The organism is Neobacillus sp. WH10 (genome assembly GCF_030123405.1).
GTDB lineage: Bacteria > Bacillota > Bacilli > Bacillales > Cytobacillaceae > Neobacillus.
The window spans coordinates 4,847,480-4,870,302 of sequence record NZ_CP126110.1; the positions used below are offsets into that span (position 1 = coordinate 4,847,480).

At 39.5% G+C, this 22,823-nt stretch carries 16 protein-coding genes and 1 riboswitch; of the genes, 8 read left to right on the plus strand and 8 right to left on the minus strand.

Going from position 1 to position 22,823, the window contains the following annotated elements; genetic code table 11:
• Positions 1 to 191: 191 nt before the first annotated feature.
• Positions 192 to 1,592, minus strand: coding sequence for a hypothetical protein (locus tag QNH20_RS23540; RefSeq protein WP_283920357.1), 1,401 nt, complete (start codon positions 1,590 to 1,592; stop codon positions 192 to 194).
• Between the two features lie 39 nt (positions 1,593 to 1,631).
• A complete protein-coding gene (locus tag QNH20_RS23545; protein ID WP_283920358.1) occupies positions 1,632 to 2,588 on the minus strand; it encodes a hypothetical protein in 957 nt (318 codons plus the stop codon).
• Between the two features lie 252 nt (positions 2,589 to 2,840).
• Here QNH20_RS23545 and QNH20_RS23550 point away from each other — a divergent pair, with 252 nt between their 5' ends.
• A complete protein-coding gene (locus tag QNH20_RS23550; protein ID WP_283920359.1) occupies positions 2,841 to 2,990 on the plus strand; it encodes a hypothetical protein in 150 nt (49 codons plus the stop codon).
• A 154-nt stretch (positions 2,991 to 3,144) separates the two neighbouring features.
• Positions 3,145 to 4,512 carry a guanine deaminase gene (guaD, locus tag QNH20_RS23555; RefSeq protein WP_283920360.1) on the plus strand — a complete coding sequence of 456 codons (1,368 nt, stop codon included), beginning with the start codon at positions 3,145 to 3,147 and terminating at the stop codon, positions 4,510 to 4,512.
• A 174-nt stretch (positions 4,513 to 4,686) separates the two neighbouring features.
• Here the strand turns inward: guaD and QNH20_RS23560 are convergent, their stop codons facing one another.
• Entirely contained in the window at positions 4,687 to 5,250 is a 564-nt protein-coding gene (locus tag QNH20_RS23560; protein ID WP_283920361.1) for an MOSC domain-containing protein, read from the minus strand.
• Positions 5,251 to 5,611: 361 nt separating this feature from the next.
• Between QNH20_RS23560 and QNH20_RS23565 the strand changes: the two genes are divergently transcribed.
• Complete coding sequence (locus tag QNH20_RS23565) at positions 5,612 to 9,724, plus strand: phosphodiester glycosidase family protein (RefSeq protein ID WP_283920362.1); 4,113 nt, start codon at positions 5,612 to 5,614, stop codon at positions 9,722 to 9,724.
• A gap of 104 nt (positions 9,725 to 9,828) precedes the next feature.
• Here the strand turns inward: QNH20_RS23565 and QNH20_RS23570 are convergent, their stop codons facing one another.
• The 3 genes from QNH20_RS23570 to QNH20_RS23580 all read right to left on the minus strand — a co-directional run bounded on the left by QNH20_RS23570 (position 9,829) and on the right by QNH20_RS23580 (position 12,097).
• Positions 9,829 to 11,091, minus strand: coding sequence for an ATP-binding protein (locus tag QNH20_RS23570; protein WP_283920363.1), 1,263 nt, complete (start codon positions 11,089 to 11,091; stop codon positions 9,829 to 9,831).
• A gap of 330 nt (positions 11,092 to 11,421) precedes the next feature.
• Positions 11,422 to 11,847, minus strand: coding sequence for an OsmC family protein (locus QNH20_RS23575; RefSeq protein WP_283920364.1), 426 nt, complete (start codon positions 11,845 to 11,847; stop codon positions 11,422 to 11,424).
• 61 nt (positions 11,848 to 11,908) lie between these two features.
• A complete protein-coding gene (locus QNH20_RS23580; protein WP_283920365.1) occupies positions 11,909 to 12,097 on the minus strand; it encodes a hypothetical protein in 189 nt (62 codons plus the stop codon).
• A 95-nt stretch (positions 12,098 to 12,192) separates the two neighbouring features.
• A riboswitch (cobalamin riboswitch) is annotated at positions 12,193 to 12,392 on the plus strand.
• 259 nt (positions 12,393 to 12,651) lie between these two features.
• Between QNH20_RS23580 and QNH20_RS23585 the strand changes: the two genes are divergently transcribed.
• The 4 genes from QNH20_RS23585 (at position 12,652) to QNH20_RS23600 (ending at position 17,704) form a co-directional block, all read left to right on the plus strand.
• Positions 12,652 to 14,961 carry a ribonucleoside-diphosphate reductase subunit alpha gene (locus QNH20_RS23585; RefSeq protein ID WP_283923487.1) on the plus strand — a complete coding sequence of 770 codons (2,310 nt, stop codon included), beginning with the start codon at positions 12,652 to 12,654 and terminating at the stop codon, positions 14,959 to 14,961.
• 13 nt (positions 14,962 to 14,974) lie between these two features.
• Positions 14,975 to 16,021, plus strand: a complete 1,047-nt coding sequence (locus tag QNH20_RS23590) for a ribonucleotide-diphosphate reductase subunit beta (RefSeq protein ID WP_283920366.1) — start codon at positions 14,975 to 14,977, stop codon at positions 16,019 to 16,021.
• A complete protein-coding gene (locus tag QNH20_RS23595; protein WP_283920367.1) occupies positions 16,018 to 16,470 on the plus strand; it encodes a flavodoxin domain-containing protein in 453 nt (150 codons plus the stop codon). Before QNH20_RS23590 ends, QNH20_RS23595 begins: the two co-directional genes overlap by 4 nt.
• Positions 16,471 to 16,870: 400 nt before the next feature.
• Positions 16,871 to 17,704, plus strand: a complete 834-nt coding sequence (locus QNH20_RS23600) for a glycerophosphodiester phosphodiesterase (protein WP_283920368.1) — start codon at positions 16,871 to 16,873, stop codon at positions 17,702 to 17,704.
• A gap of 276 nt (positions 17,705 to 17,980) precedes the next feature.
• Here the strand turns inward: QNH20_RS23600 and QNH20_RS23605 are convergent, their stop codons facing one another.
• Entirely contained in the window at positions 17,981 to 20,410 is a 2,430-nt protein-coding gene (locus QNH20_RS23605; RefSeq protein WP_283920369.1) for a bifunctional diguanylate cyclase/phosphodiesterase, read from the minus strand.
• Between the two features lie 341 nt (positions 20,411 to 20,751).
• On the opposite strand from QNH20_RS23605, the gene tagU reads away from it, so the two are divergent.
• The gene (gene tagU, locus QNH20_RS23610; protein ID WP_283920370.1) at positions 20,752 to 21,681 is read left to right on the plus strand and encodes a polyisoprenyl-teichoic acid--peptidoglycan teichoic acid transferase TagU; all 930 of its coding nucleotides are present in this window, start codon (positions 20,752 to 20,754) and stop codon (positions 21,679 to 21,681) included.
• A gap of 224 nt (positions 21,682 to 21,905) precedes the next feature.
• On the opposite strand, the gene QNH20_RS23615 is transcribed toward tagU, so the two are convergent.
• Complete coding sequence (locus tag QNH20_RS23615) at positions 21,906 to 22,403, minus strand: PTS sugar transporter subunit IIA (protein ID WP_283923488.1); 498 nt, start codon at positions 22,401 to 22,403, stop codon at positions 21,906 to 21,908.
• Between the last annotated feature and the right edge of the window lie 420 nt (positions 22,404 to 22,823).

Genomic DNA, 22,823 nt, shown 5'->3' on the forward strand with positions numbered 1-22,823 from the left:
TGCTGTAACTGCTTGCACAGCAGAGTTTGCTGCAGCATGCGCTTTTGCTTGAATGCTTGCTTTTACGCTAGCTTGAGCTTTTGCTTTGTTTGCTACAGATGGGCTTACTTTTTCAACCTCAACTGCTGCTTCTTCTGTTTCTGTTACAGCTTCGCTTGCTTCTGTAGCTTCATCAGAAACAACTTCAGCTCCTACCTCAGTTGTTTCTTCGGCAATGACTTTAGCAGCTTCTTCTTTAGCTTTTCAGTTAATACAGCCGCAGACTCTTCTGTTACATCTTCAGCGACAACTTCAGTAGCTTCTTCAGCTTGTTCATCTGTAACAACTGTATCGTCTTCTGCTGTAATTTCAGTTGTTTCTTCGGTTGTATTTTCTTCAGAAACTACTTCTTCAGAAACTTCTCCACCAGCTAGAACAGCTGAGTGTTTTGCAGCATGAGCTTTAGCAGTGTCACTTGCATGTTCGTACGCTTGAGATTTTACTTTATTGGCTGCAGAAGGATTTACCTTTGCGTCATTGTCTGAGTCTGTATCTTCTTCTGTTAGTACAGCCGCAGACTCTTCTGTTACATCTTCAGTGACAACTTCAGTAGCTTCTTTTTCATCTTCTTCAGTTAAAACAGCTTCAGACTCATCTGCTACTTCTTCAGCGACAACTTCAGTAGCTTCTTTAGCTTGTTCGTCTGTAACAACTGCTGCATCGTCTTCTGCTACAACTTCAGTTGTTTCTTCGGTTGTTTTTTCTTCAGATACTACATCTTCAGAAACTTCTCCACTAGCTAAAACAGCTGAGTGTTTTGCAGCATGAGCTTTAGCAGTGTCACTTGCATGTTCATACGCTTGAGATTTTACTTTATTGGCTGCAGAAGGATTTACCTTTGCGTCATTGTCTGAGTCTGTATCTTCTTCTGTTGACTCTGATTCTTCATCATCTTTAGGATTCACTACAGCATTATGATCAGTAACGAAATTCTTAGAATCAGAATCACGGTCATCATCTTCTTTATCTTCAGTTTTTACTGCTGAATCAGAATCAACCTCTGTCGTTTTTTCATCTTCTTTAACTGCCTCTTCATCTTCAGCTTTGACAGCTTCATCGGAATTAACTTCCGTTGACGTAGTTGTTTCCTCTTTTGTAACTTCAACCGCTTCCACTGCAGATTCTTGAACAGGAGTTGTCTCAGTTACTGCCTCTTCCACTGCAGGTTCTTGAACTGGAGCTTCCTCCGTTACCGCCTCTTCAGCTTTTTCACCCTTGCCGTGAACGGCTGAGTTTGGAGCAGCATGCATTTTTGCCGTTTCACTGGCATGCACACTCGCTTGAGACTTATCCACTTTTTCAGCTTTCGGCTGTTCCTTAACTGCAGGTGCCGCTGGTTTTACAGGAACTACAGGTTTTGAAGACGGTACATTCTGCTCTTTCACATTAGCCTTTACCGTATTTTCTGCTTTTACCTGAACGGAGTGCTCTGCTTTTACCTTATCAGGACCAGCAGCTTCAGTAAAATGTGCTCCTGCAAAAACTCCAAAAGTCAACGCTCCAGTTAATACAAAAGATTTAACAACTTTATTAGGGTTTAGATAATGTTTCATTTTAATATTCGCTCCTTTTATTTTCGTGTTCCGTGGCAATTAGCTGCGGTTAACGGTTTTAAAAAAAGGAGCTTCCTGCGGTGGTGGTGAAGGTGGAGCATTCACCCATTGAGTATTCATTAATGCATAACGAGAAAGGTATGGTTGGACAAGCTTAATTTCATAATACTTATTCCATTCAAACCACTTATCTAACAAACTATTGGTGCTTAACCCCGTGGTGACCCGTTCATTTGATTGACCGCCTGCACTGTTTGACCGTTGAGTTGGGTTAATAGCCTGATCAACGTTTGGAACCTCTGCCTTATTGGCAGGGACATTGTCCTTTTCTAAAGGCACTTGGAACTGGGATTCAATATGCTCAACCTTTGTTGGACTTGATGGGTTTGAACCCTCCTCTTGAGGTTTGAATCTTGGAACCAATCTCATCGAATCGCGTTTTTCTTTTACAGTAATATCAGCGTTATGTTCTGCCGTATCGTGAGTAGTTGGATGATTCTTTTCTATCCCTCTTTTGTTTTCCTGTGCAGCATTATTTTTCTCCTGGCCAGGAGCCTTACCGGTTTTCTCTGCCTTGTCTAAAGCAGATAGACCGTATCCGTTCCCTTTTGCCTGGCCTGGCAAAGCTTTCGGCGTTGCAGCAGGAGGCTTTTGGGAAGCTGCTGGTTTAGGAGCACCATTGGAAGCCGGCTGATTTACTCCACTCTGATTTTTTCTAGCAGGTTCAGCTACAGTCACAGGTTTTCCACTTGGATTTGTGTTCTCGATTTTTGCATGACCATTAGACTCAACAGCTGTGTTCTCAGCCTTTACCGGAACGTTAGCCTGTGGAGCTGTATTATCAGTTTTTTCTGAAGGATTATTTGCTTGTACCATTTCCTTTTGGGAATTTGGTTGTCCATTAAGCTCATTCTTATCGGCGAAGGCATTGCCTGGTATAAACATGGATGCTCCAACCATAAGAGCTGGTATAAGAAAATGGCGGAAGTGCAACATCTCACCCCCTTTCATCTCATCGTCACTTTCATGGACAGCATTCGATCCAATTAAACAATTTTTGACCGTGTTTTCCACCACTCGCAAGAAACGATTCTTTTCACCTATTATCCCATGATTCTAATTGCCCGTTTTCTTGGCACTTCTTAGATAAATTTCGAATCGTGATAAGCAACGGTATTCGGAATAAAAAGCTAGTTAATGAATATACATAGTATCACTCATTTTAATAGTTGATAGGGTGGTATGAAATTGGAAATGGAATTAGAAGAAGTGCTATACGATGGAAAGCTTTATACAGTCATTTATAAGTATACTTCCGGCTATTGGGAAATTAGGGAGAAAGAAAACAAATTTCATATAGAATTAGTTCATGAATCTGAGGTACAAAAGGTAGGTTAAAGACCGTTATCTATTTAGGTAATGGTCTTTTTTTGCTTTGAAATATGTTCTCCATGATACTTCCTCGAGACAATTTGTCTAAATAGACTTAACATTTTAAATCCCCTATAATATCAGGTATACTATCCAAAATACGAACATTAGGGTGACATTCATGAAAAAATATACGCGAATTTTCCAAGGGACTGCTTTTTCGAGTAAGTCACCAAAAGAAATCCAAATTTTAAAAGAGCATCTATTCTGTATTAATGCGAACGGAATGATTGAAAGAATCGTTGCCCCAGAAGATGCCGACTATCAACCATTATTGGATACTTATCAGGGTGGAGAAAACTTTCATCGTTTAGCTGACGGTCAGTATTTCTTACCTGGTTTTGTCGATTTGCATGTTCATGCTCCGCAGTGGGCTCAAGCTGGAACGGCATTAGATATCCCGCTCTATGATTGGTTAAACACGTATACCTTCCCAATTGAGTCTAAATTTTCAGATCTAAATTTTGCGAAAAATGTCTACCAAGATGTCGTAAGCACCCTGCTCGCGAACGGAACAACTACAGCGCTTTATTTTGCAACGGTCCATAAAGAAGCAAGTTTATTGCTTGCCGAAATATGTGCCGAAAAAGGGCAGCGGGGATTAGTGGGCAAAGTGGTGATGGATCATCTCGAACAAACTCCCGACTATTATCGTGATGCTGATACCCAAACAGCATTAGCAGATACGGAGGAATTTATTTTAGCAGTCAAAGAATTAGCTATGAGGACGAAACAGGGAGTTTACCCAGTTGTGACGCCACGCTTCATTCCAAGCTGTACCGACGATGCGTTAAAAGGTTTAGGAGAATTAGCAGCTAAGCATGATACTTATGTCCAATCGCACTGCAGCGAGAGTGATTGGGAGCATAGGTATGTGCAGAATCGTTTCAATAAAAATGATGCGTTTGCATTACATGATTTTGGTCTATTACGTGATAAGTCTGTCATGGCGCATTGTAATTTCTTAGATGATTATGACGCAGAGTTATTTGCTGAAACGGGTACTGCTGTTTGCCATTGTCCGATCTCAAATGCTTATTTTGCCAATAGCGTCATTCCCATCGCTCATTTGCATGCAAAAGGCGTTGAAATTGGTTTAGGCTCCGACATTTCTGGTGGTTTTTCACCCAGCCTTTTCGATAATGCCAGGCAAGCTGTGATATCATCGAGAATGTTAGAGGATGGTGTGAATACAGCCCTTCCTGCAGAAGAGCGCGGTGTGCCAAATTCCCGCATCACCATTAATGAAGCGTTCTATTTCGCAACTGCTGGCGGTGGTGAAAGTGTAAGCTTACCAATCGGCCGCATAGCTGAAAATTATGCGTGGGATGTCCAAATTATCGATACGACAATTGAGACGGCTAAACTGCCCCTATATAATGCAAATGAAGATTTACAGGATATTTTCCAAAAAATCATGTACCTTGTTCGACCGGAAAACATACGGGAAGTCTGGGTACAAGGCGAAAAAGTTCACTCTCGGATGTAATTTCACAAAATGAAAACAAGACCTTTCTCAAAGAGGTCTTGTTTTTTATTTTTCATACCCTGAAGTTTACTATAGGTTTTTTCGCCAGCTGAAAAAATTGTTTTCTTTATGTAACCTATATTTATTGAGTAAACCTTGGTATTTAATCATTGCCCCATTAGTGAAAAAATTAGTTTAAACGCGTTCTAGTTTTTTAAAGGGCATAGGCGGTAATTGGATCCGAATGGAATCACCAGGCCTTACCTCCCCACTTTCTAATACAATTCCCATGATTCCCGCTTTTCGGATTAGGTTCCCTTTCTCATCTCTATCTAGAACAGCTTTCATAAGACCAGGCTTAAAATTATCTATTTGGGCACAGGGATTCCGTAATCCCGTTACTTTAATTCTTGCTTTTTCACCAATATACAAGATGGCGTCAGTAGGCAGTTCTAATAGATTTACCCCGAAAGTTGTAATATTTTCACCCATTTGTCCTGGTTTTAGATCATAGCGGTCTCTTAACTCATCGAATAATTCAGAATGAATGAGATGGACTTGTCGTAAATTAGGTTGATTCGGGTTCTGTGCCACTCTTGAGCGATGCTTAACAGCCGTACCGAAATGGGCATCACCTTCAACCCCAAATCCTTCCACTAGCTTTATACATTTGTAATTTTCTTTACTAAATGTATGCTGATCACTTAAACTTACAGCTAAAACTTTTCCACAAACCTCATCATCCTTACATTTACCCATCCTGTTTCACCTCAATGTTTGATTATGCCATTCCTTTATTCTAGGAAACTATGACACTCTCCTGCCCTTAGTTCCATATTTCTACAAAAACTCATTTTTTGAAAAATTGTCGGGCTAAACGCATGCAGCTCTTTTTTTAGAGAATATGTCTGCATCTATTGGGTGAGCGGGAATTGACACTCTAATTTTTCCATGATACACCTTTCTTTTTCCCTATGACATTCTTCCTATTTAATTCTGAAAATTCTTTACATAAAATCAATGAAAGATTAATAATCTTTCATTAATATGAATTTGACGTCGTTAATTGGAATATTGGCTCACAATTTGTCGATGTTACTAAATTTTTAGGGAGGTACATATGAGGAGAAATTGGAAAAAAAGGATCTTACCGATCACCCTGTCATTTGCTTTAGCAAGCAGTATTATGTCTCCAAGTCTTACATCAGCTTTAGGTAATTTCGATCTAAACTCACCTTTAATTCAAACACCCATCAATGAATTTCAAGCTAGTCTTGCCCTGGGTGTATTGGAAAAGCACTACAGCTTTGAAGGAAAAGACGGAAAAAAGATTGAGAGTTTCGTAGTGGACGTTGATGTACATAATCCTAGTGTATCTATTGAAGCAGGTACACCTAATGACGGGACAGCATTTGGCCTGCAGCCCGTTAGGCAGCAAGCCAATGCAGCAAATGGCGACAAGCATCAAGTAGTGGCGGCAGTGAATGCCGATTTTTACAATATGGCCACAGGTGAACCTCTCGGCGTTGTTTACAAAGATGGGCAGGCAGTGAAAGCTCAGTATTCATCATCACAAAAATTCTTCGGAATCAAGAAATCCGGCGAAGCCGTCATTGGTGACGCAGCTGTATATGAGGGTATGAAAGATCAATTGCAAGAAGCGCTAGGAGGTAATGCTATCCTCGTAAAAAATGGACAAATCTATCAAACTCCACAAACTGGAGCAGATAAAGAGCCCCGAACAGCAGTTGGGATTAAAGCAGACGGCGATGTATTTTTTGTCGTTGTGGATGGAAGACAAGAGCCTTATTCAAGCGGGATCTCCATGCCTGATTTAGCTCAATTAATGATAGATTTAGGGGCAGTCGATGCACTTAACCTTGACGGCGGCGGATCATCTACCTTTACAACCCGCGAACTAGGTGGCGATAACCTTGAGGTAGACAATCAGCCTTCTGACCGTTCAGAAAGAAGTGTAGCCAACTCTTGGCTGATTGTCTCAAAAGAGCCATCCGATCATCTTTTTGATTCAGCACATATCGAACCATATGACCAATCCTTTACCCCAGGTTCAACGATTGTCTTCACTGCCAAGGGAAGAGACAAATCCATGGCTTCAGCTGCATTGCCAGCTTCCGGTCTAACTTGGGCATTATCAGATTCATCCTTCGGCACTATCGATGAGAATGGAAAGTTTTTATCAAATGGGAAAACAGGTCAGTTGGAAATCATCTTGAACTATCAGGGAAATGAGGTCGGAAAAAGTATCATCAAAATTGCTCAGCCTGATGAGATGTTTTTTACTGGATCGGAGTTAACCGCAGCGAAAAACAGTGAAATCAATTTAAACTTAATCACAAAATTTCAAAAGAGAAATGTACACTGGAACGCTCAAGATGTCGAGTTTGACCTCCCTGAAGGAATGGGAACCATTGATGAATCTGGTGTGCTCCACACAGGAGACAAATCGGTTTCAGGGAATATTACAGCTCGCTTGAAGGGCACAAGTCTTACAGCACAAACCAAAGTTTCTGTTGGCAGGCTGCCTGAAGTTTTATTTGATTTTGAAGCAGGGCTTGAAGGATGGAAACCATCCGTTGTCGGCCGCGGTGAAAAAGCGTCACTAAGTTTGGCGGAATATCCGGCGCCAGTAAGATTTGGCAATCAATCCTTAAAACTGGATTTTGATTTTACTAATGCCCAAACCGGCACCACTCTAGGAGCCTATGCAGGGCCTGGATCGAACATCGCCATTCCGGAAAATCCCTCAAGCATTGGAATGTGGATCTACGCAACTCCGGAAGCACAAGGTTATTGGCTGAGAATGAATATTGTCGACGTTAACGGCAAAACTCAAACCATTAATCTTAATCAGGAAAAACCAGGGATTGATTGGACAGGCTGGAAATACATCGAGGCAGAAATACCAGCTTCCTTTACAGGTCCGTTCAAAATTTCGGGAACACAAGCAATAAGATTAATGTCCACGAAATCAGGAATCACCGGACCCATGACAAAAGGCACCATCTATATTGATAATATTAGAGCCGTATATGGCGAAAAAGTGGATGACTTATATCCACCGGTGATTCAATCGATAAACGTGGAAGGGAAAGATTTCAAGACAAATGCGGTCAATCTGAAAGCGAACGTGAGTGAACATGAAGACGATCCTTTTAAAACGGGAATTGATTGGGAAAAAATTAGAATTTTAGTAGATGGCAAAGACTACTCCAAATCCGAAGGTCATTTTTCATACGACATGGATGGGTCCGTCTCATTAAGTGGATTTAAATGGGCGGATGGAACACATCAGGTAACCCTTATGGTCCCTGATAAATTCGGAAACCAAGCTATTAAATCGGTCTATTTTACAGTGAACACTGGTTCAGCAAAGATTGAAATAGTTAAAAAACAGGAGCAAGCCCTACTGGGAGATGTAGTTGACCTAGTAGTGAAAGCTGCTAATCCATCTGAGATCTCAGGCTCTTCTATTAAACTGCAAATGGATAAAATCTTCCCAGTCGAAAATGTTACTTTTTCTAATGGGTTTAACACCAGTACCTCAAGCTATGATGCAAGTACTGGAGTTCTAACATTGAATCTAGTGAATAACGGCGAAGCTCAGGCCGCCGCTGATGCTGCAACGATTCAGGTTCGAATCCCTGCATCGACAAAAGAAGGCAGCAAAGTGACTTATGAAATGTTAGAAGCTAGCTTAAGATACACGATGCCAAAAGAAGAAAACTTCGTTTCAACGTATTCAATAAAGCCAGCCAGCTTAGAAGTAAAAGGTGCTTTTGAGCTAACGGTAGACCCTATCTTAATTGGAAAACGTGCTGTTATGACAGTAAAGAATACCAATAATGAATTAATGGGTGACGTGGAAATTTTCGCCGTCATAGATGACAGTAAAGAACCCGTTCTCCTAGGAAAAACAGATGAAAAAGGTACTCTTCGTGTGGATACTATCACAAATGAAGTGAAGAAAATCGATTTATATGCTGTCAAAGATGGGAAGTATTCATTTAAAGTGAACACGCAGTCTTATCCACCTCTAGCAGCTAAGACTGAAATAAAAAACATTATTTCTACTCCAACAGGAGACCCTTATAAAGAAAAAGGGTTCACATGGATGTCGAGCCCTTTAGCTAAAGAAAAAACCGCGATTCAATTTGCACGAAAAAAGGATTTTGACAAAAAGGGTGAGCAGTCACTTGAAACCATCACCGGATCATCCAGTAACCAAGTATTCTCCGGTGAGCAAGATCCTGTGAAAAATGGAATCGTCCGCGTAAATGAAGTAACATTAAAGAAATTGCAACAAGGTACAACCTATGTTTACCGTGTAGGAGATGGAGAGAACTGGTCAGAGCTGCAAGAGTTTACCACATTGAGCAGAGAGCAAAGCTTTGAATTTGCCGTTTTGGGTGATACGCAATCGCCGTCTGATTTAAGTGACTTTACGAAAATACTTGGGGATCTCGATAAAAAAGACTTATCGTTCATGATCCATGTAGGCGATCTTATCGATGAATCGTCAAAATTTAAACAATGGGATGACGTCTTAAAAGTCTTGAGCTCATACAGCAACATTCGTTCAACCGATCTTGTTTCAACGCTGGGAAATCATGAATACATGGGAGATGCAAATGGTCAACTGGCAAAAGCCATCTTTAACTCCCCCGAAAATGGACCTGAAGAAGACAAAGGCGGGACATATTCGGTTGATTACAATAACATGCACATTAGCGTATTAGGCTACACAGATAATACCGAGATACTGAACAAACAGTTGGAGTGGCTGAAACAGGATGTTAAAAATTCCGACAAACCTTGGAAAATCCTTGTGACACACAAACCTCCTTATTACACAAATCCGTTTGGCGGGAATGAAATCATGAAACAAAAACTGCCGCCGGTCGTCGATGAATTAGGGATAGATATCGTGTTCTCCGGGCATGATCATTCCTACGGCAGAACGAAAAAGCTAAAAGACGGGAAAGAAGATCCGAACGGAACGGTATATGTGGTCACCGGTACAACAGGTAAAAAACACTATGACGCTGTGGCAGATGAAAAATTTGATTTCGTCAACATGGAAAGCATCGCCGTTTCCTTACAAACCAAAGTGGACAAGGATCAAATCACCATCACCACGATCACATCTGATGGTAAAACCATAGATCAATTTACTGTTAAAAATGAAGATTATTATGAAGATCAAAAGTAGAAAATAAAAAAGTGCCAGGTCCATCCGATGGGTGAGAACTGGCATTTTTTTATTGAATAGCCAAGTTAAATAAGTTTATTTGGGAAGTGACACATACCGAAGTTTTATTCGACAACTTCGGTGTGTGTCACGAACGGAAATCTAATGGTAAAAGTGGTTCCCTTTCCTATATGGCTTTCTACCGAAATTGACCCTTTCATTGCTTGAATTAGTTGAAACGAGATCGTAAGGCCAACACCTGTTCCTTTTTCTTTTGTCGTATAAAATGGCGTCCCTAATTTGTCAAGCTGGCTCCTAGTCATTCCTTTACCGTTGTCAGTGATTTTGATAATGATTTCGCCGTCCTTCTCAAATGTATCAACATGTAGATCACCGCCTGCCCCCATCGCTTCAATGCCATTTTTAATAATATTGACTAAAACCTGTTTAATTTCACTTTTATTTCCTTTTATATAAAGGGAATCTTGAATATTCATTCGGATGGAAATGTTTTGGATATTAGAATAAGAGGTCATGAGTGCCACTGTCTTCCTAACCTCGTCCGAAATATTGACGGTTGTCAAACCCTCTGTATTCGGTTTAGCTAAGGATAAGTAATCATTAATAATCGATTGGGCATGATCTAGCTCCGCTAAAGCAATATCAATATAATGCTTCTGTGCACTTTTTAAATTTTCGTCATCATGAATTAACTGTAAAAAACCGCGGACAGATGTTAAGGGGTTTCTTACTTCATGAGCAACAGAAGCGGCAAGCTGACTAATAACATTTAATCGTTCATCTTTTTGCAATTTCTCACGCATTTCTATTTGCTGATTAACATTTTCCATTATAAATACAACCATCATTAAGCAAATCCAGGTGATGAAATAAAAAGCAAACATGAAGGGAATTTGCTCTATTTGATTTTTTGTAAATAGAGTAAGGATCACGATAATCGTATTAACCCAAAACACCAAGCTAACAAACATCAGCTTATTTTTCTTTTTAAATGATTCATATTGATTGCGCATTAAAATGAAAACCGCACAAGTGAGGGAATAATTAACTAAAACGACATAAAAGCCATCCCCACCAATGAGATATCGGTACCCTAACACAACCACTGCTGCTAATAACCCTGGCACGGTCCCCCCATACACGAAAGCAATAATAAAGGGCACAATTCTAAAATCATACACATACCCCTCGGAAAACTTCACTGGTAGTGACATGGTAAGAACTAGGATGAAAATCAAAATGATGGAAAGTTTAGAATAAGGCTTTCTACGCTGGCTGTCTTTTTCATAAAAAAATAAATGGTAGACGGAGATAGGCAAGAGAACAGCGACTACCTGATATAAAACGACTTCAACATCTATACTCATAGAAAAACTCCTTGACTTTATTAATCAAGACATAAACTAAACTGCAATATTTTCCTCCATATTGCCTATTAACATAGCAAGTGCGCTGTAAGAGGATGAAAAAATTACAGGAAATATATACTAATATCTTTTTATTATATAAATTTATATGAATTGTGTAAATTTTTACAAAAGGAAATATTAGCTACTGATTTAATGTTCTGTTATTCAAGATACAGAAAACAACATTAAACAGGGGCCGTCATTGACATAGAACTTTCGGTGGTCAAACTTGAACAAAAAAAAGAAGTAACTACCCTATTGCTGTAGAGGCTGTTACTTCGTTCAAACTTATATATCTTGTTTTCCTTTAGTACCATTTATGGAGTAACTTACGGTTATTTCTGAATTTAAGGAATGGGCGACTGAACAATATTTATCTTTGGACAATTGTATAGCTCGTATGACCTTGTCTTCTGGCAATTCACCTTCAAATACATAATGAATGGAAATAGTAGTGAATCTCTTGGGATGGTCTTCGGCACGTTCGCCTTTTATATCCATTTGGAAGACAGAAGGCTCTAGACGCATTTTATGCAATATCGAGATAATATCCATTCCTGTACAACCTGCAACAGCCTGAAGAAGCAGTTCAGTAGGTCTGGCGCCTGAGTTCCCTCCCCCGTCTTCTGGAGCTGCGTCCATTATAAGTTCATGCCCTGAGGGAGTAACACCTGAAAATGCCATTTTCTCTTTCCAGTTAATTGTAAACTCCATATTCAAACCCCTTTCACACTTTATTCTAACCAATCAAGTCCTTTCTTATTTTTATTTCCAATTACTTAGATGGTGCCTGGCACCTGGTACTAATCTTCTTCTCCTTGCGATTATTAATACCGTAATAGATAATTGGATTCAACAAGCTTAAAGCTATAACTGCTAAACACATTATTGTACGAACTCCATCTCCGCCAAGGCCAATTTCATCAACTATAATGGAATCATCATGAGTTAAGTCCGCCCCCATTAAAAATACTTGAAATAGTAAACTATTTATACTATGATTGATTTTAGTTTCTTATCTACATATTGTTTTATTTTTCAAAAGTACAACTATATATTGTATTTACCTTAGGTAAAGATGCCGTGATCGGCTTAATAGGGAATCTGGTGTGAATCCGGAACTGCCCCCGCAACTGTAAATGCTGACGAAATGAGCAAACCACTGTATGAGAACGTTTATGAAAATAGGCGCTTATATGGGAAGGGCTCAAAGTAGAATGACGCATAAGTCAGGAGACCTGTCTTTCTTAAGTAGTTTCACTTCTTCGGGGATTGAGGAGATGAACGGTGGCAGCAAAGGGCTTGAAGTCTTATTTTTCCTTTTGTTAAGTGATCCGTTTCATCCGCTCGGTTATCCCGTGCGGATTTTTTGTTGTTTAGGGGGTTTATAGTGACCTTAATCCAGAAGAAATCGAGTCGGGCACAATAAGGGCTAGATTGTGACCGTTTACTTGAAAAAAACCGACCTCTCGGGCACAAAAAGAGCCTCAGAGTGACATTAATCAAGGAACGAAAACAATATTTTTTTGCAGGAGGAATGAGAACATGACCACAAAAGTTAAAGATGAATTTCATTTAGTAGTAGATTCTATCAGACAAGCTTCGATGAAATATCAGTTAGATACTACGATGATAGAAAAACAAATAAGAGATTTGGATGAGGCAGAGGCCAACCAACAAGCGCTATTTTATGCCGTCAATCAGATTGCGATGGACCAGCCCGATTGGACCTTTGTCGCTGCCAGCCTATATCTGAATGAATTATATCGAAAGGCGGCCAAAAACCGAGGATATAACCGTTCGTTCAAGTACGGAGATTTTTTCCACCTAATCAAGCAATTAACCGAAATCGGCATTTATTCTAGCAATCTAGTAAACATCTATACGAAAGACGAGATCGATGAATTAGCAAAAGAGATCGACCCGGAGCGTGATTCCTTATTTACTTACATCGGTCTATTTTTACTAGCGGATCGCTATCTTGCCCAAGATCATGAGCGAAATGTGTATGAACTGCCGCAAGAGCGCTTTATGATCATTGCGATGACAATCATGCAGAATGAATGTCCCTCAAACCGGTTACACCTTGTGAAAGAAGCTTATTGGGCATTAAGTCATCTCTACATGACGGTTGCCACTCCGACATTAGCGAATGCGGGTAAAAGCTTTGGCCAGCTTTCTTCGTGTTTTATTGATACTGTTGACGATTCTCTTGACGGCATTTATTTAAATAATTGGGATATCGCAAGGTTAAGTAAAGATGGAGGCGGAATTGGCATCTATTTTGGAAAAGTCCGCGCCCTGGGCTCCGATATTAAAAAATTTAAAGGGAATTCTTCGGGGGTTGTTCCGTGGATTAAACTAGTCAATGATACAGCCGTTAGTGTCGATCAGTTAGGGCAGCGACAAGGAGCAATCGCAGTGTATTTAGATGTGTTCCATAAAGATATCATGAACGGCTTTCTTGATTTGAAAACTAATAATGGCGATGAGCGCCGCAAAGCACATGATATTTTTACCGGTGTGACCATCCCCGATCTTTTTATGAAAAAACTGCAAGAAACAGATGAACTCGGAAGAAGTATCGGTGAGTGGCATACCTTTTGCCCTCATCAAGTGAAGCATTATATGGGCTGGAAGGATGAACACGGAAACCCGCTCGGACTCGAGGATTTTTATGATGAAACCGATCATCATTATTTTTCAAAAAAATACGAAGAAGCCGTAAACCATCCGCTTCTACCAAGGAAAACATACCGAGCAATGGATATAATGGCGCGAATTATGGTGTCCCAGCTAGAAACGGGTACCCCATATATGTTTTACCGTGACGAAGTGAACAGGCAAAATCCTAATAAGCATCTAGCAGGAGCGGGCCGCACCTCGATTTATTGCAGCAACTTATGCACGGAAATCGCGCAAAATATGTCGGCGACGACGATTGTAAATGAATATCTGGATGAAGACGGGAATATCGTCATCGTCCGCAAACCCGGTGATTTCGTGGTTTGTAACCTGTCTTCTATTAATCTGGCAAATGCGGTCCCTGCCAATGTTCTAGAGCGATTGATTCGCATCCAAGTAAGGATGTTGGATAACGTAATCGATTTAAATACTATCTCGGTAGGTCAAGCCCAAGTAACTAATCAAAAGTTCAGAGCCATCGGTCTGGGAACGTTCGGATGGCACCATCTTCTCGCCCTTAAAAGCATTCACTGGGAGTCAGATGCAGCCGTGGAATTGGCAGACCTCCTGTATGAGGACATTGCTTACTATACCATCCGTACCTCCAAGGAGCTAGCCATTGAAAAAGGAGCGTACCGCCAATTTCAAGGTTCTGAGTGGCAAACTGGCATGTATTTTGACCGGAAAAATTATCAATCTGATCGATGGAAGAAATTAAAAACGGAGATTGCAGCACATGGTATCCGAAACGGCTGGTTAATGGCGGTTGCTCCCAACTCATCAACGGCAAAAATCGGCGGCTCAACAGATGGGATTGACCCGATTTATTCTGTTGAATATGCCGAAGAGAAGAAAAATTTTAAATTCAAAGTAACCGCACCAGACTTAAATCATCGAACTTATAACTATTATCGCCGGGCAAGACATGAATTGGATCAGGTTTGGAGTATTAAACAAAATGCAGCCCGTCAGCGCCACATTGACCAAGGGATTAGCTTTAACCTTTATGTTCGCCATGATATAAAAGCAAAAGATTTATTGAACCTGCATATGGAAGCCTGGAGGCATAGGTTAAAAACGACGTATTACGTAAGAAGCACATCCCAAGCAGAAATAGCAGAATGTGAAGCGTGCCAAAGCTAAAGGAGAGACTAATATGGATATTCATGCACCATTATCAAAAATAAAATTGCTAAACTCGGAGTTTCCTAATAAATCAACAGGGATCATTAACGGTGAGTCTTCTGGCCTGCTGAATTGGAATGATATCGCCTACCCGCAGATGTACGATTTGTATCAAACATTATTGTCAAATTTTTGGAAAGCACAAGAAATTAATATGCAGGATGATATTAAACAATGGGACCTGCTTAGTGCGAATGAGAAGGATGTATTTTTACGAATTAATACCCAGCTGGCCTCTCTCGACAGCCTGCAAACACCCACGATGACGCAAGTAATGGATTACGTGACTGATTCCAGCTTTAAGGCGATTTTTGCCGTTATTGCCCAGCAGGAAGCGGTTCATAATGAGTCTTATTCTTATATCCTAAGTTCGCTTGTCCCTTTAAGCGAACAGAATGCCCGGTTCAATCAGGCGAAAAGTGATCCCATCGTTCAAAAACGAAACCATCTGATCTTACAGGCTTATGAAAGCTTTCGCGAAAATCCAACACCGCAGCATTTATTTCAATTAGCGGTGAACTCTATTAATCTCGAGGGGATTTATTTTTATGCGGGATTTGCCTTTTTCTATCATCTTGCCCGTCAACAAAAAATGCTAAAAACGAGCACGATGATCAGCTATATCCAAAGGGATGAAATGCAGCACGCCTACTTCGTCGCCCAGTTTATTCGGATTTTGTTAACAGAAAATCCCGAATTGAATCATCAGGAAAATATCGAGTATGTCTATAAAACAATTGGACAAGCCGTCGAGCTTGAAAAAGAATGGGCCGCTTTCATACTTAGAGATATAACAGGTATTGATTTGGACGAGTACGATGGATATACGGAATATCTGGCAAATAAGCGATTGCGCCAGCTAGGTTTAGAGAATCTTTATGAAGACCGAACCAATCCGATGCCATGGATTCATGTTTTTAGCGATGAAATGATGAATGGAACCAAATCGGATTTCTTTGAACAAAAGTCGAGGGCCTATGCGAAGGTAACCCAATCGAACGGTTTCGATGAACTATGAATCTCGCAATCGTGTATACCTCAAAAACGGGGAATACAGAAGAACTAGTCAATTTCATAAAGGACTTATTTTTACAGAAAAAAATAGAGGTACGTCTGTTTCGGGTGGAACATTTCCCCATACAGGAGATCGCCACATTTGATGCCATCATTATTGGAACCTATACATGGGGAGATGGAGAAATTCCGAAAGAAACGCTCGCTCTATATCGCGCTTTCGAAATCCAGGATGTCAAGCACGTTGTGACCGGAGTAGTCGGCACAGGCGATAGTTTTTATCCCAAGTTTTGCGGAGCAGTTGATGCGTTTCGGGATATGCTCTATGTTCACAGCCACTTAGCAGTCACTCTTAAGATTGAAATCACCCTACAAACACAAGACCTCGAAAGATGCCGGAGATTTGTGGATATTTTTATAAAAAATTTAGGCTATGTTAAAGCTCAGTGTTGATTTTTACACCCTGTTGATTGGAGCGGAAGGCGCGAGACTCCTCGAAAATGCTAACGCATTTCCTTCGTGCGGTGATTATTCTAGGAAGCTTATTCAATGTCCTGCGGGAGTACGGGACAGGGGAGACCCCGCAGGAGCGAAGCGACGAGGAGGCACCCCGGCACGCCCGCGGAAAGCGAAGCGCCTGGAGAGGAAATCAACAGGCAAGTTTAACAGAGCCAAAATTTAAAAAAGATAATATAGGAAATTAGTCCAATTCCAAATGTAAACAAAACTAGGAAAAAATACGTTTTTTTCTTTATAATGTTATAACTCTAGCTAAACAAGAATGACAAACTAGCTTAATAATTCTTTTATAAACTAACCTTGTTCGAAACTATTTGACAAGGGAGATGGAGAAATGAAGAAAACATTACTTGGAGCCGGCTTCGCACTAACACTATTTCTTAGTCCTTTCCAGCAGGCTTTTGCGGCAGAAACGACCGGGGAATTAAGGAAATTTGATAATGTCGCGCATCGGGGAGCATCAGGATATGCTCCGGAAAATACCATTGCAGCCTTTGACAAAGCACTCGACATGAAGGCCGACTACATCGAGATTGACGTTCAGCGCAGTAAGGACGGGAAATTAGTGATTATTCACGATACAACAGTGGACAGAACGACAGACGGTACTGGGCGTGTAAAGGATCTAACATTTGAACAGCTGCGAAACCTTGATGCCGGAAGTTTTAAAGGGGAACAATTTGCTGGTGAAAAAATCCCTTCATTCGAAGAAGTGCTGGATAGATATCATGGGAAAATTGGTATCTTAATAGAGATGAAGGCACCAGAGCTTTATCCCGGGATAGAAGATGAGGTAGCCCAACAGTTGAAGGCACGGAATCTTGATAAACCGCAAAATAATAAAATCATCATCCAATCGTTCAACTTTGACACCGTGAAAAAAATGAATGACCTTCTTCCAAAGGTTCCAATGGGTGTCCTTACTTCCTCCACTACTCACACAACAGATCAAGCATTGAAGGAATTTGCCACATACGCAGATTACTTTAACCCAAGTTATGGGATTGTTACAAAAGAATTGGTCGATAAGGTTCACGCACACGGAATGAAGATATCATCCTGGACTGTAAGAAGCCGTGAAGCTGCACAGTTTTTAATTGATATGAAAGTAGACGCCATCATCACTGACTATCCGGATTATGTAGATCCGCGGATGGGCGTAAAGTAAATTATTATCGAGCACCTAGGTGCTGAAGCTGGACATTATTTACTATACAATATACGGGAATAAAAGAAAGGCTCAGTTTCAAAGTGTTAGCATTAACAACTTAGAAATTCAGCCTTTTGTTTTAGGTATCAAATTACCCTTTGTAATTAAAATAGTTCTATCCTTTTGTCTTAATCACTACCATACACAGACCCAAGATCATTTTAATCATTCTCCGAAACGATTCACACTTTATACTTAACTTCATTATGTTCTTTGCCCTTTGAAAAAACCATTTTATCCGTTGTTGATCTGGGTGCACATACCCACCATTGTTTTATCTAAAAATTGTTTAAACTCAGGAACAGGCAACGGCTTTGCATAATAATATCCTTGAATTTCATCGCAACCCAGGTCCGATAAAACTTTCAGCTGATTTTCAGCTTCTACTCCTTCTGCCACCACGCTCATCCCTAAGGAATGGGACAATGAAATGATAGAATCAATAATTGCCAAATCTTTTTTATCTTCAATAATACCTTTTGTAAAAGAACGGTCTATTTTTAAGAAGTCAACTGGCAACAACTTTAAGTAGCTCATTGACGAATAGCCGGTCCCAAAGTCATCCAAAGAAATACTCACACCTAGCTGCTTTAATTGCTGCAATTTATCGATCGCATCACCAATACAAAATAAGGCAATTCTTTCTGTAATTTCCAAATTTAAATACTCAGGAGATAAATCAGATTCCTTTAATACCTGCTCAATCATTTTGACAAAATCATCCTGTAAAAACTGCTTGCTGGATATATTAACACAGACAAGGATGGGTGGATAACCACTTTTTTCCCATTCTCGATTTTGCCGGCATGCCGTTTCCAGAACCCATTTTCCAATGGAAATAATCATCCCTGTTTCTTCAGCAATTGGGATAAATTCCGAAGGCGAGACTACTCCAAGAATAGGATCCTTCCACCTGATGAGGGCCTCCATCCCAGAAATTCGATTCGTTAATACATGTAATTTCGGTTGATAAACTACTTCAAGATTGTTTTGCTCCAGCGCTTTTCGTAAACGCTGTTCCAGTTGAAGCTTCCGATTCACTTGCTGACCAATTTCGCAAGAATACAGCTGATATTGATTTCCACCAAAATCTTTAGCAAAATGGAGCGCTGAACCTGCCTTTTGAACAAGCTCCTCCAAATCATCATCCTCTTCAAATGAGGCAATCCCAATACTGGCTGTGACTTGAATCTCCTGGTTTATTAGATAATAAGGCTCCGAAAGGGCATTCAATAAAGAGCAAGCCATATCCAAAGCAAGATTCTCATTCGCGTTTGGTAAATAGATGATAAATTCGTCCCCTACGGCGCGAATTGCCATCCCATTCGTAATAGAATCTTGTAGTCTATTTGAAACCATTTGAATTAGTTGATCACCTACTCTATGGCCAAAGGAATCAATGATTAATTTAAACCGATCGAGATTGAGATATAGGATATAAACCTGTAGGCCGAGACTTGTTGAACGATAGAACTGTTTCGCCAGTTCATTCATTAAATAATGTTTATTTGGAAGTCCTGTTAGCGTATCGTGATAGGCTAAGTATTCTAACTCATCTTTTGCCTTCTTTTTATCAGTTACATCTAACGCAATCCCAATAATGGCCGAAGATCCATTTATTTTGGTTAACGTGGCTTGAATCTCAAGATATGCAGCAGCTTCCACTTGATCCACTGTTTGGATCTGATCGACAAAAGACGATTCTTTCTCCTCTATTAATTTCTGAAAATGATTACCGACTCGTACCCGATCCGCTTCTTTAAAGTAATCTAACAAACTTGTTCCCCGTAATTCTTCTTGCGTTAAGCCAAGTGTTTTAGCAAGCCACTGGTTTACATAGACCAATTGGCTCTCTTGAATCATAAATACACCTACAATGGAGTTCTCCACCAAATGTTTGTATCTTTCTTCTGATTCTTTCAGATAAATTTCTAGTTCTTTTTGTCTGGTAATATCCACATTTGTACCGTCGTATCTTTCATGCTCCCCATGCTCATTAAAAACAGGCAAGCCACTGTCACGAATCCAGCGAATCTCTCCATTTGGCCTTATGATCCGGTATTCGTATTCATAGTCCTCTTGGCTTTCCCACTTCTTATCAATTTCTTCAGCTATGACCAAATCCTCCGGGTGGATGGACCTTTTCCAAAATTGATTATTCTGTAAATCCGTTTTACGGGACAACCCATAAATTTTCTCAATTCCTTTTGATAGGAGTAAACTTTTACTTTTATTAATGGACCAAATCCCAATATCAAGATGGTGAAACACACTTTCTAGCAAATTTTTTGTTAGCGATAATTCCCTTTGTTTTTGTAGGTAGTTTTTAAAAAGAAGCCCAACAAGAATGGAGACGAGTAAATTGATTGTTGTCATTTCAAAAAAAATAATCATTTCATGCCTGCTGATACCACTTGGTTCAAACGATTCGATGACGAGAAACAGCAATATAGACACACCTGTAGCTATTCCTCCATACTTTGTTCCTTTTTTATAAGCGATTAATAATGTTGGAATCAGATAAAAAAACCAAGGAACATTATGAAAATACTGATCTCGGATATCAATGTAATCAATTAAGGGAGGGAACAAATAGAATACTACTATTATTATCCAGGTTTTAAATGGTATTTCTTTATAAACCTTTGTTGCTGCATTTAACATTTAATCTGTCCCCCTTGATGAGGTAAAAATGGAGATTAATACTCTTTGATATTAGCATATTTTGTCGAATATTGGAGTAAAAACAAATTAATTCCACCGATCACAATTTTCTGTCCAATTGGTGGTTGGCAGGGGTTTAATGGGATAAGGCGGTCATACCTACTGTCACAGCATACGAATAGAGACACCCATTTTGAGAATGTCTCTATTCACTGTTTTTTTGTGGCTGCATTACAGTTGAATTTATATCCAAAATCCAACAATTTATTAATATCCTCTTTACCACTTTTTTGTTATTCTATTAATTAGAAATATATAATTTTATTTGGAGGATTTGTAAAATGAGGTCTGGAAAAGGAAAACGCAAAGGAAAATGGCTTAAAATAACTGGAATTATCCTTTTAGTTTTGCTAATTGCCGGTGGCGCTTATGCCTACACAGTATATAATTCTTTTAAAAATGCTGTCGAAACGATGCACCAACCAATTAAACGGGAAAAATCGGAAAAACGTCAAGAACCAGTAGCATTCAAAGAAAAAGATCCATTTTCAGTCTTAATGTTAGGTGTGGATGAACGACAAGGAGACAAAGGTCGTTCCGACACAATTATCGTATTGGCCGTTAATCCAAACAACAATTCAGTAAAAATGCTCAGCATTCCACGTGACACCCGTACTGAAATAATAGGGAAAGGGAAAGAAGATAAGATAAACCACGCGTATGCTTTTGGCGGAGTCCCAATGTCAATGGATACAGTTGAAAATTTCCTTGATATTCCTATTGATTATTATATGCAGGTAAACATGGAAGGATTTAAGGATATCGTTGATGCTGTAGGTGGTATAAAGGTCAACAATGATTTAGACTTTACCCAAGATGGATTCCATTTTACTAAGGGAGAATTGAAGCTCAATGGCGAACAAGCATTAAGCTATACTAGAATGCGCTACGAAGATCCAAGGGGAGATTTTGGCCGCCAAACAAGACAGCGACAAATCATAGAAGGAGTCATTCAAGAAGGATTAAGTGTTTCAAGCATGACTAATTTCTCTGAAATATTTGCAGCACTTGGAAAAAATGTAAAAACCAATCTAACGTTTGATCAACTGATGGATATACAAAAAAATTATAAAGAAGCAGGTAAAAATATCCAGCAAATGGAAATAAAAGAACAAGGAACAAAAATAGATAAAATCTACTATGGATTGGTTTCTCCAGAAGAAAAACAAAGAGTACAAAATGAATTAAAAGCACAATTAGAATTAAACTAAGGAATATAAAAAGCTGATTAATTTATCCTTAATCAGCTTTTTTGATTTCATTTGTAACCTGCTTTGTATATAATTAAAAGCCATTTCAAAACGAGCTTACAATTGTTCACAGACACCGCTCTGAAGCAACAAAACTGTCCCCATTCTTCTCGAGAGTTTAAGAATGATAAGATAAAATACCACAGCAATTGTTTTAGCTTTGGTTAAATTAAATTTCAATGAATTTAATTGAGTTCCACCTTGATAATTTCTGTTTCCCCACTTTTCACTTCTGAAAAGTTTACGCGGTTCAGTTCCTTCACTACCTCGAAATTCGTTACAACCACAGGGGTAATGATATCGGCAGCCTTTTGTTGGATCAATTCAATAGAGAAGCTGATGAGCTTTGTTCCGGCTGATACTTTGTCCCCAACCTTAACAAACGTTTCAAATCCCTCCCCTTGCATATTGACCGTATCAAGGCCAATATGTATAAGGATTTCCAGCCCTTGTTTGGATTTGAGCCCTATGGCATGTTTAGTTGGAAAAATGGAGATGACTTCACCATCAATAGGAGCTACGACCACCCCTTCTGATGGTACGATGGCAATTCCATCACCTATCATCTTTTCAGCAAACGTTGGATCCGGCACTTCTTCAATTGGGACTAACCGACCAGTTACCGGGGATAAAAGAGTTTCTTGTTTTTTTGTTGAATTTAGACCAAATAATTTTTTAAACATCATAATAATCTCCTTTTGGATCGTTTACTTAAATAGAAAACCTTGCAGAAATAGGATACCGCTACTTCAAACGGTATCCTGTCCATTCTGTAATTAGAAATGCTAATCCAAAGTTGGACAATATGACTGTTGTCAGGCCCTCTTTGAAGCAATAGAACCGCCCACATGCTTTATAGTTTGAAATATTTCTTTATCAGATAAGGATGAGTAAATACTTAGAAAACTTACACCATAATTTCAAAAGCTCTTTTCAGCATATCAGGGTTCATAATATTTCCTTCCACTATGACAGGAATGGACACTTCTTTAAGTATATTTTTGTAAAAAGCAAAGTCATTCCCCTATAGTTTACTACCATTTTTTTCATTTGTATAATGATAAAGGGTTGTAGAGATACAAAAAATTCCAACAAACCAGAAA

Coding starts and splice junctions, on each gene's coding strand:
- QNH20_RS23595 (WP_283920367.1), top strand. CDS start 16,018: ATGAATCTCGCAATCGTGTATACCTCAAAAACGGGGAATACAGAAGAA.
- QNH20_RS23545 (WP_283920358.1), bottom strand. CDS start 2,588: ATGTTGCACTTCCGCCATTTTCTTATACCAGCTCTTATGGTTGGAGCA.
- tagU (WP_283920370.1), top strand. CDS start 20,752: ATGAGGTCTGGAAAAGGAAAACGCAAAGGAAAATGGCTTAAAATAACT.
- QNH20_RS23540 (WP_283920357.1), bottom strand. CDS start 1,592: ATGAAACATTATCTAAACCCTAATAAAGTTGTTAAATCTTTTGTATTA.
- guaD (WP_283920360.1), top strand. CDS start 3,145: ATGAAAAAATATACGCGAATTTTCCAAGGGACTGCTTTTTCGAGTAAG.
- QNH20_RS23600 (WP_283920368.1), top strand. CDS start 16,871: ATGAAGAAAACATTACTTGGAGCCGGCTTCGCACTAACACTATTTCTT.
- QNH20_RS23560 (WP_283920361.1), bottom strand. CDS start 5,250: ATGGGTAAATGTAAGGATGATGAGGTTTGTGGAAAAGTTTTAGCTGTA.
- QNH20_RS23615 (WP_283923488.1), bottom strand. CDS start 22,403: ATGTTTAAAAAATTATTTGGTCTAAATTCAACAAAAAAACAAGAAACT.
- QNH20_RS23580 (WP_283920365.1), bottom strand. CDS start 12,097: ATGGGGGCGGACTTAACTCATGATGATTCCATTATAGTTGATGAAATT.
- QNH20_RS23605 (WP_283920369.1), bottom strand. CDS start 20,410: ATGTTAAATGCAGCAACAAAGGTTTATAAAGAAATACCATTTAAAACC.
- QNH20_RS23565 (WP_283920362.1), top strand. CDS start 5,612: ATGAGGAGAAATTGGAAAAAAAGGATCTTACCGATCACCCTGTCATTT.
- QNH20_RS23590 (WP_283920366.1), top strand. CDS start 14,975: ATGGATATTCATGCACCATTATCAAAAATAAAATTGCTAAACTCGGAG.
- QNH20_RS23575 (WP_283920364.1), bottom strand. CDS start 11,847: ATGGAGTTTACAATTAACTGGAAAGAGAAAATGGCATTTTCAGGTGTT.
- QNH20_RS23570 (WP_283920363.1), bottom strand. CDS start 11,091: ATGAGTATAGATGTTGAAGTCGTTTTATATCAGGTAGTCGCTGTTCTC.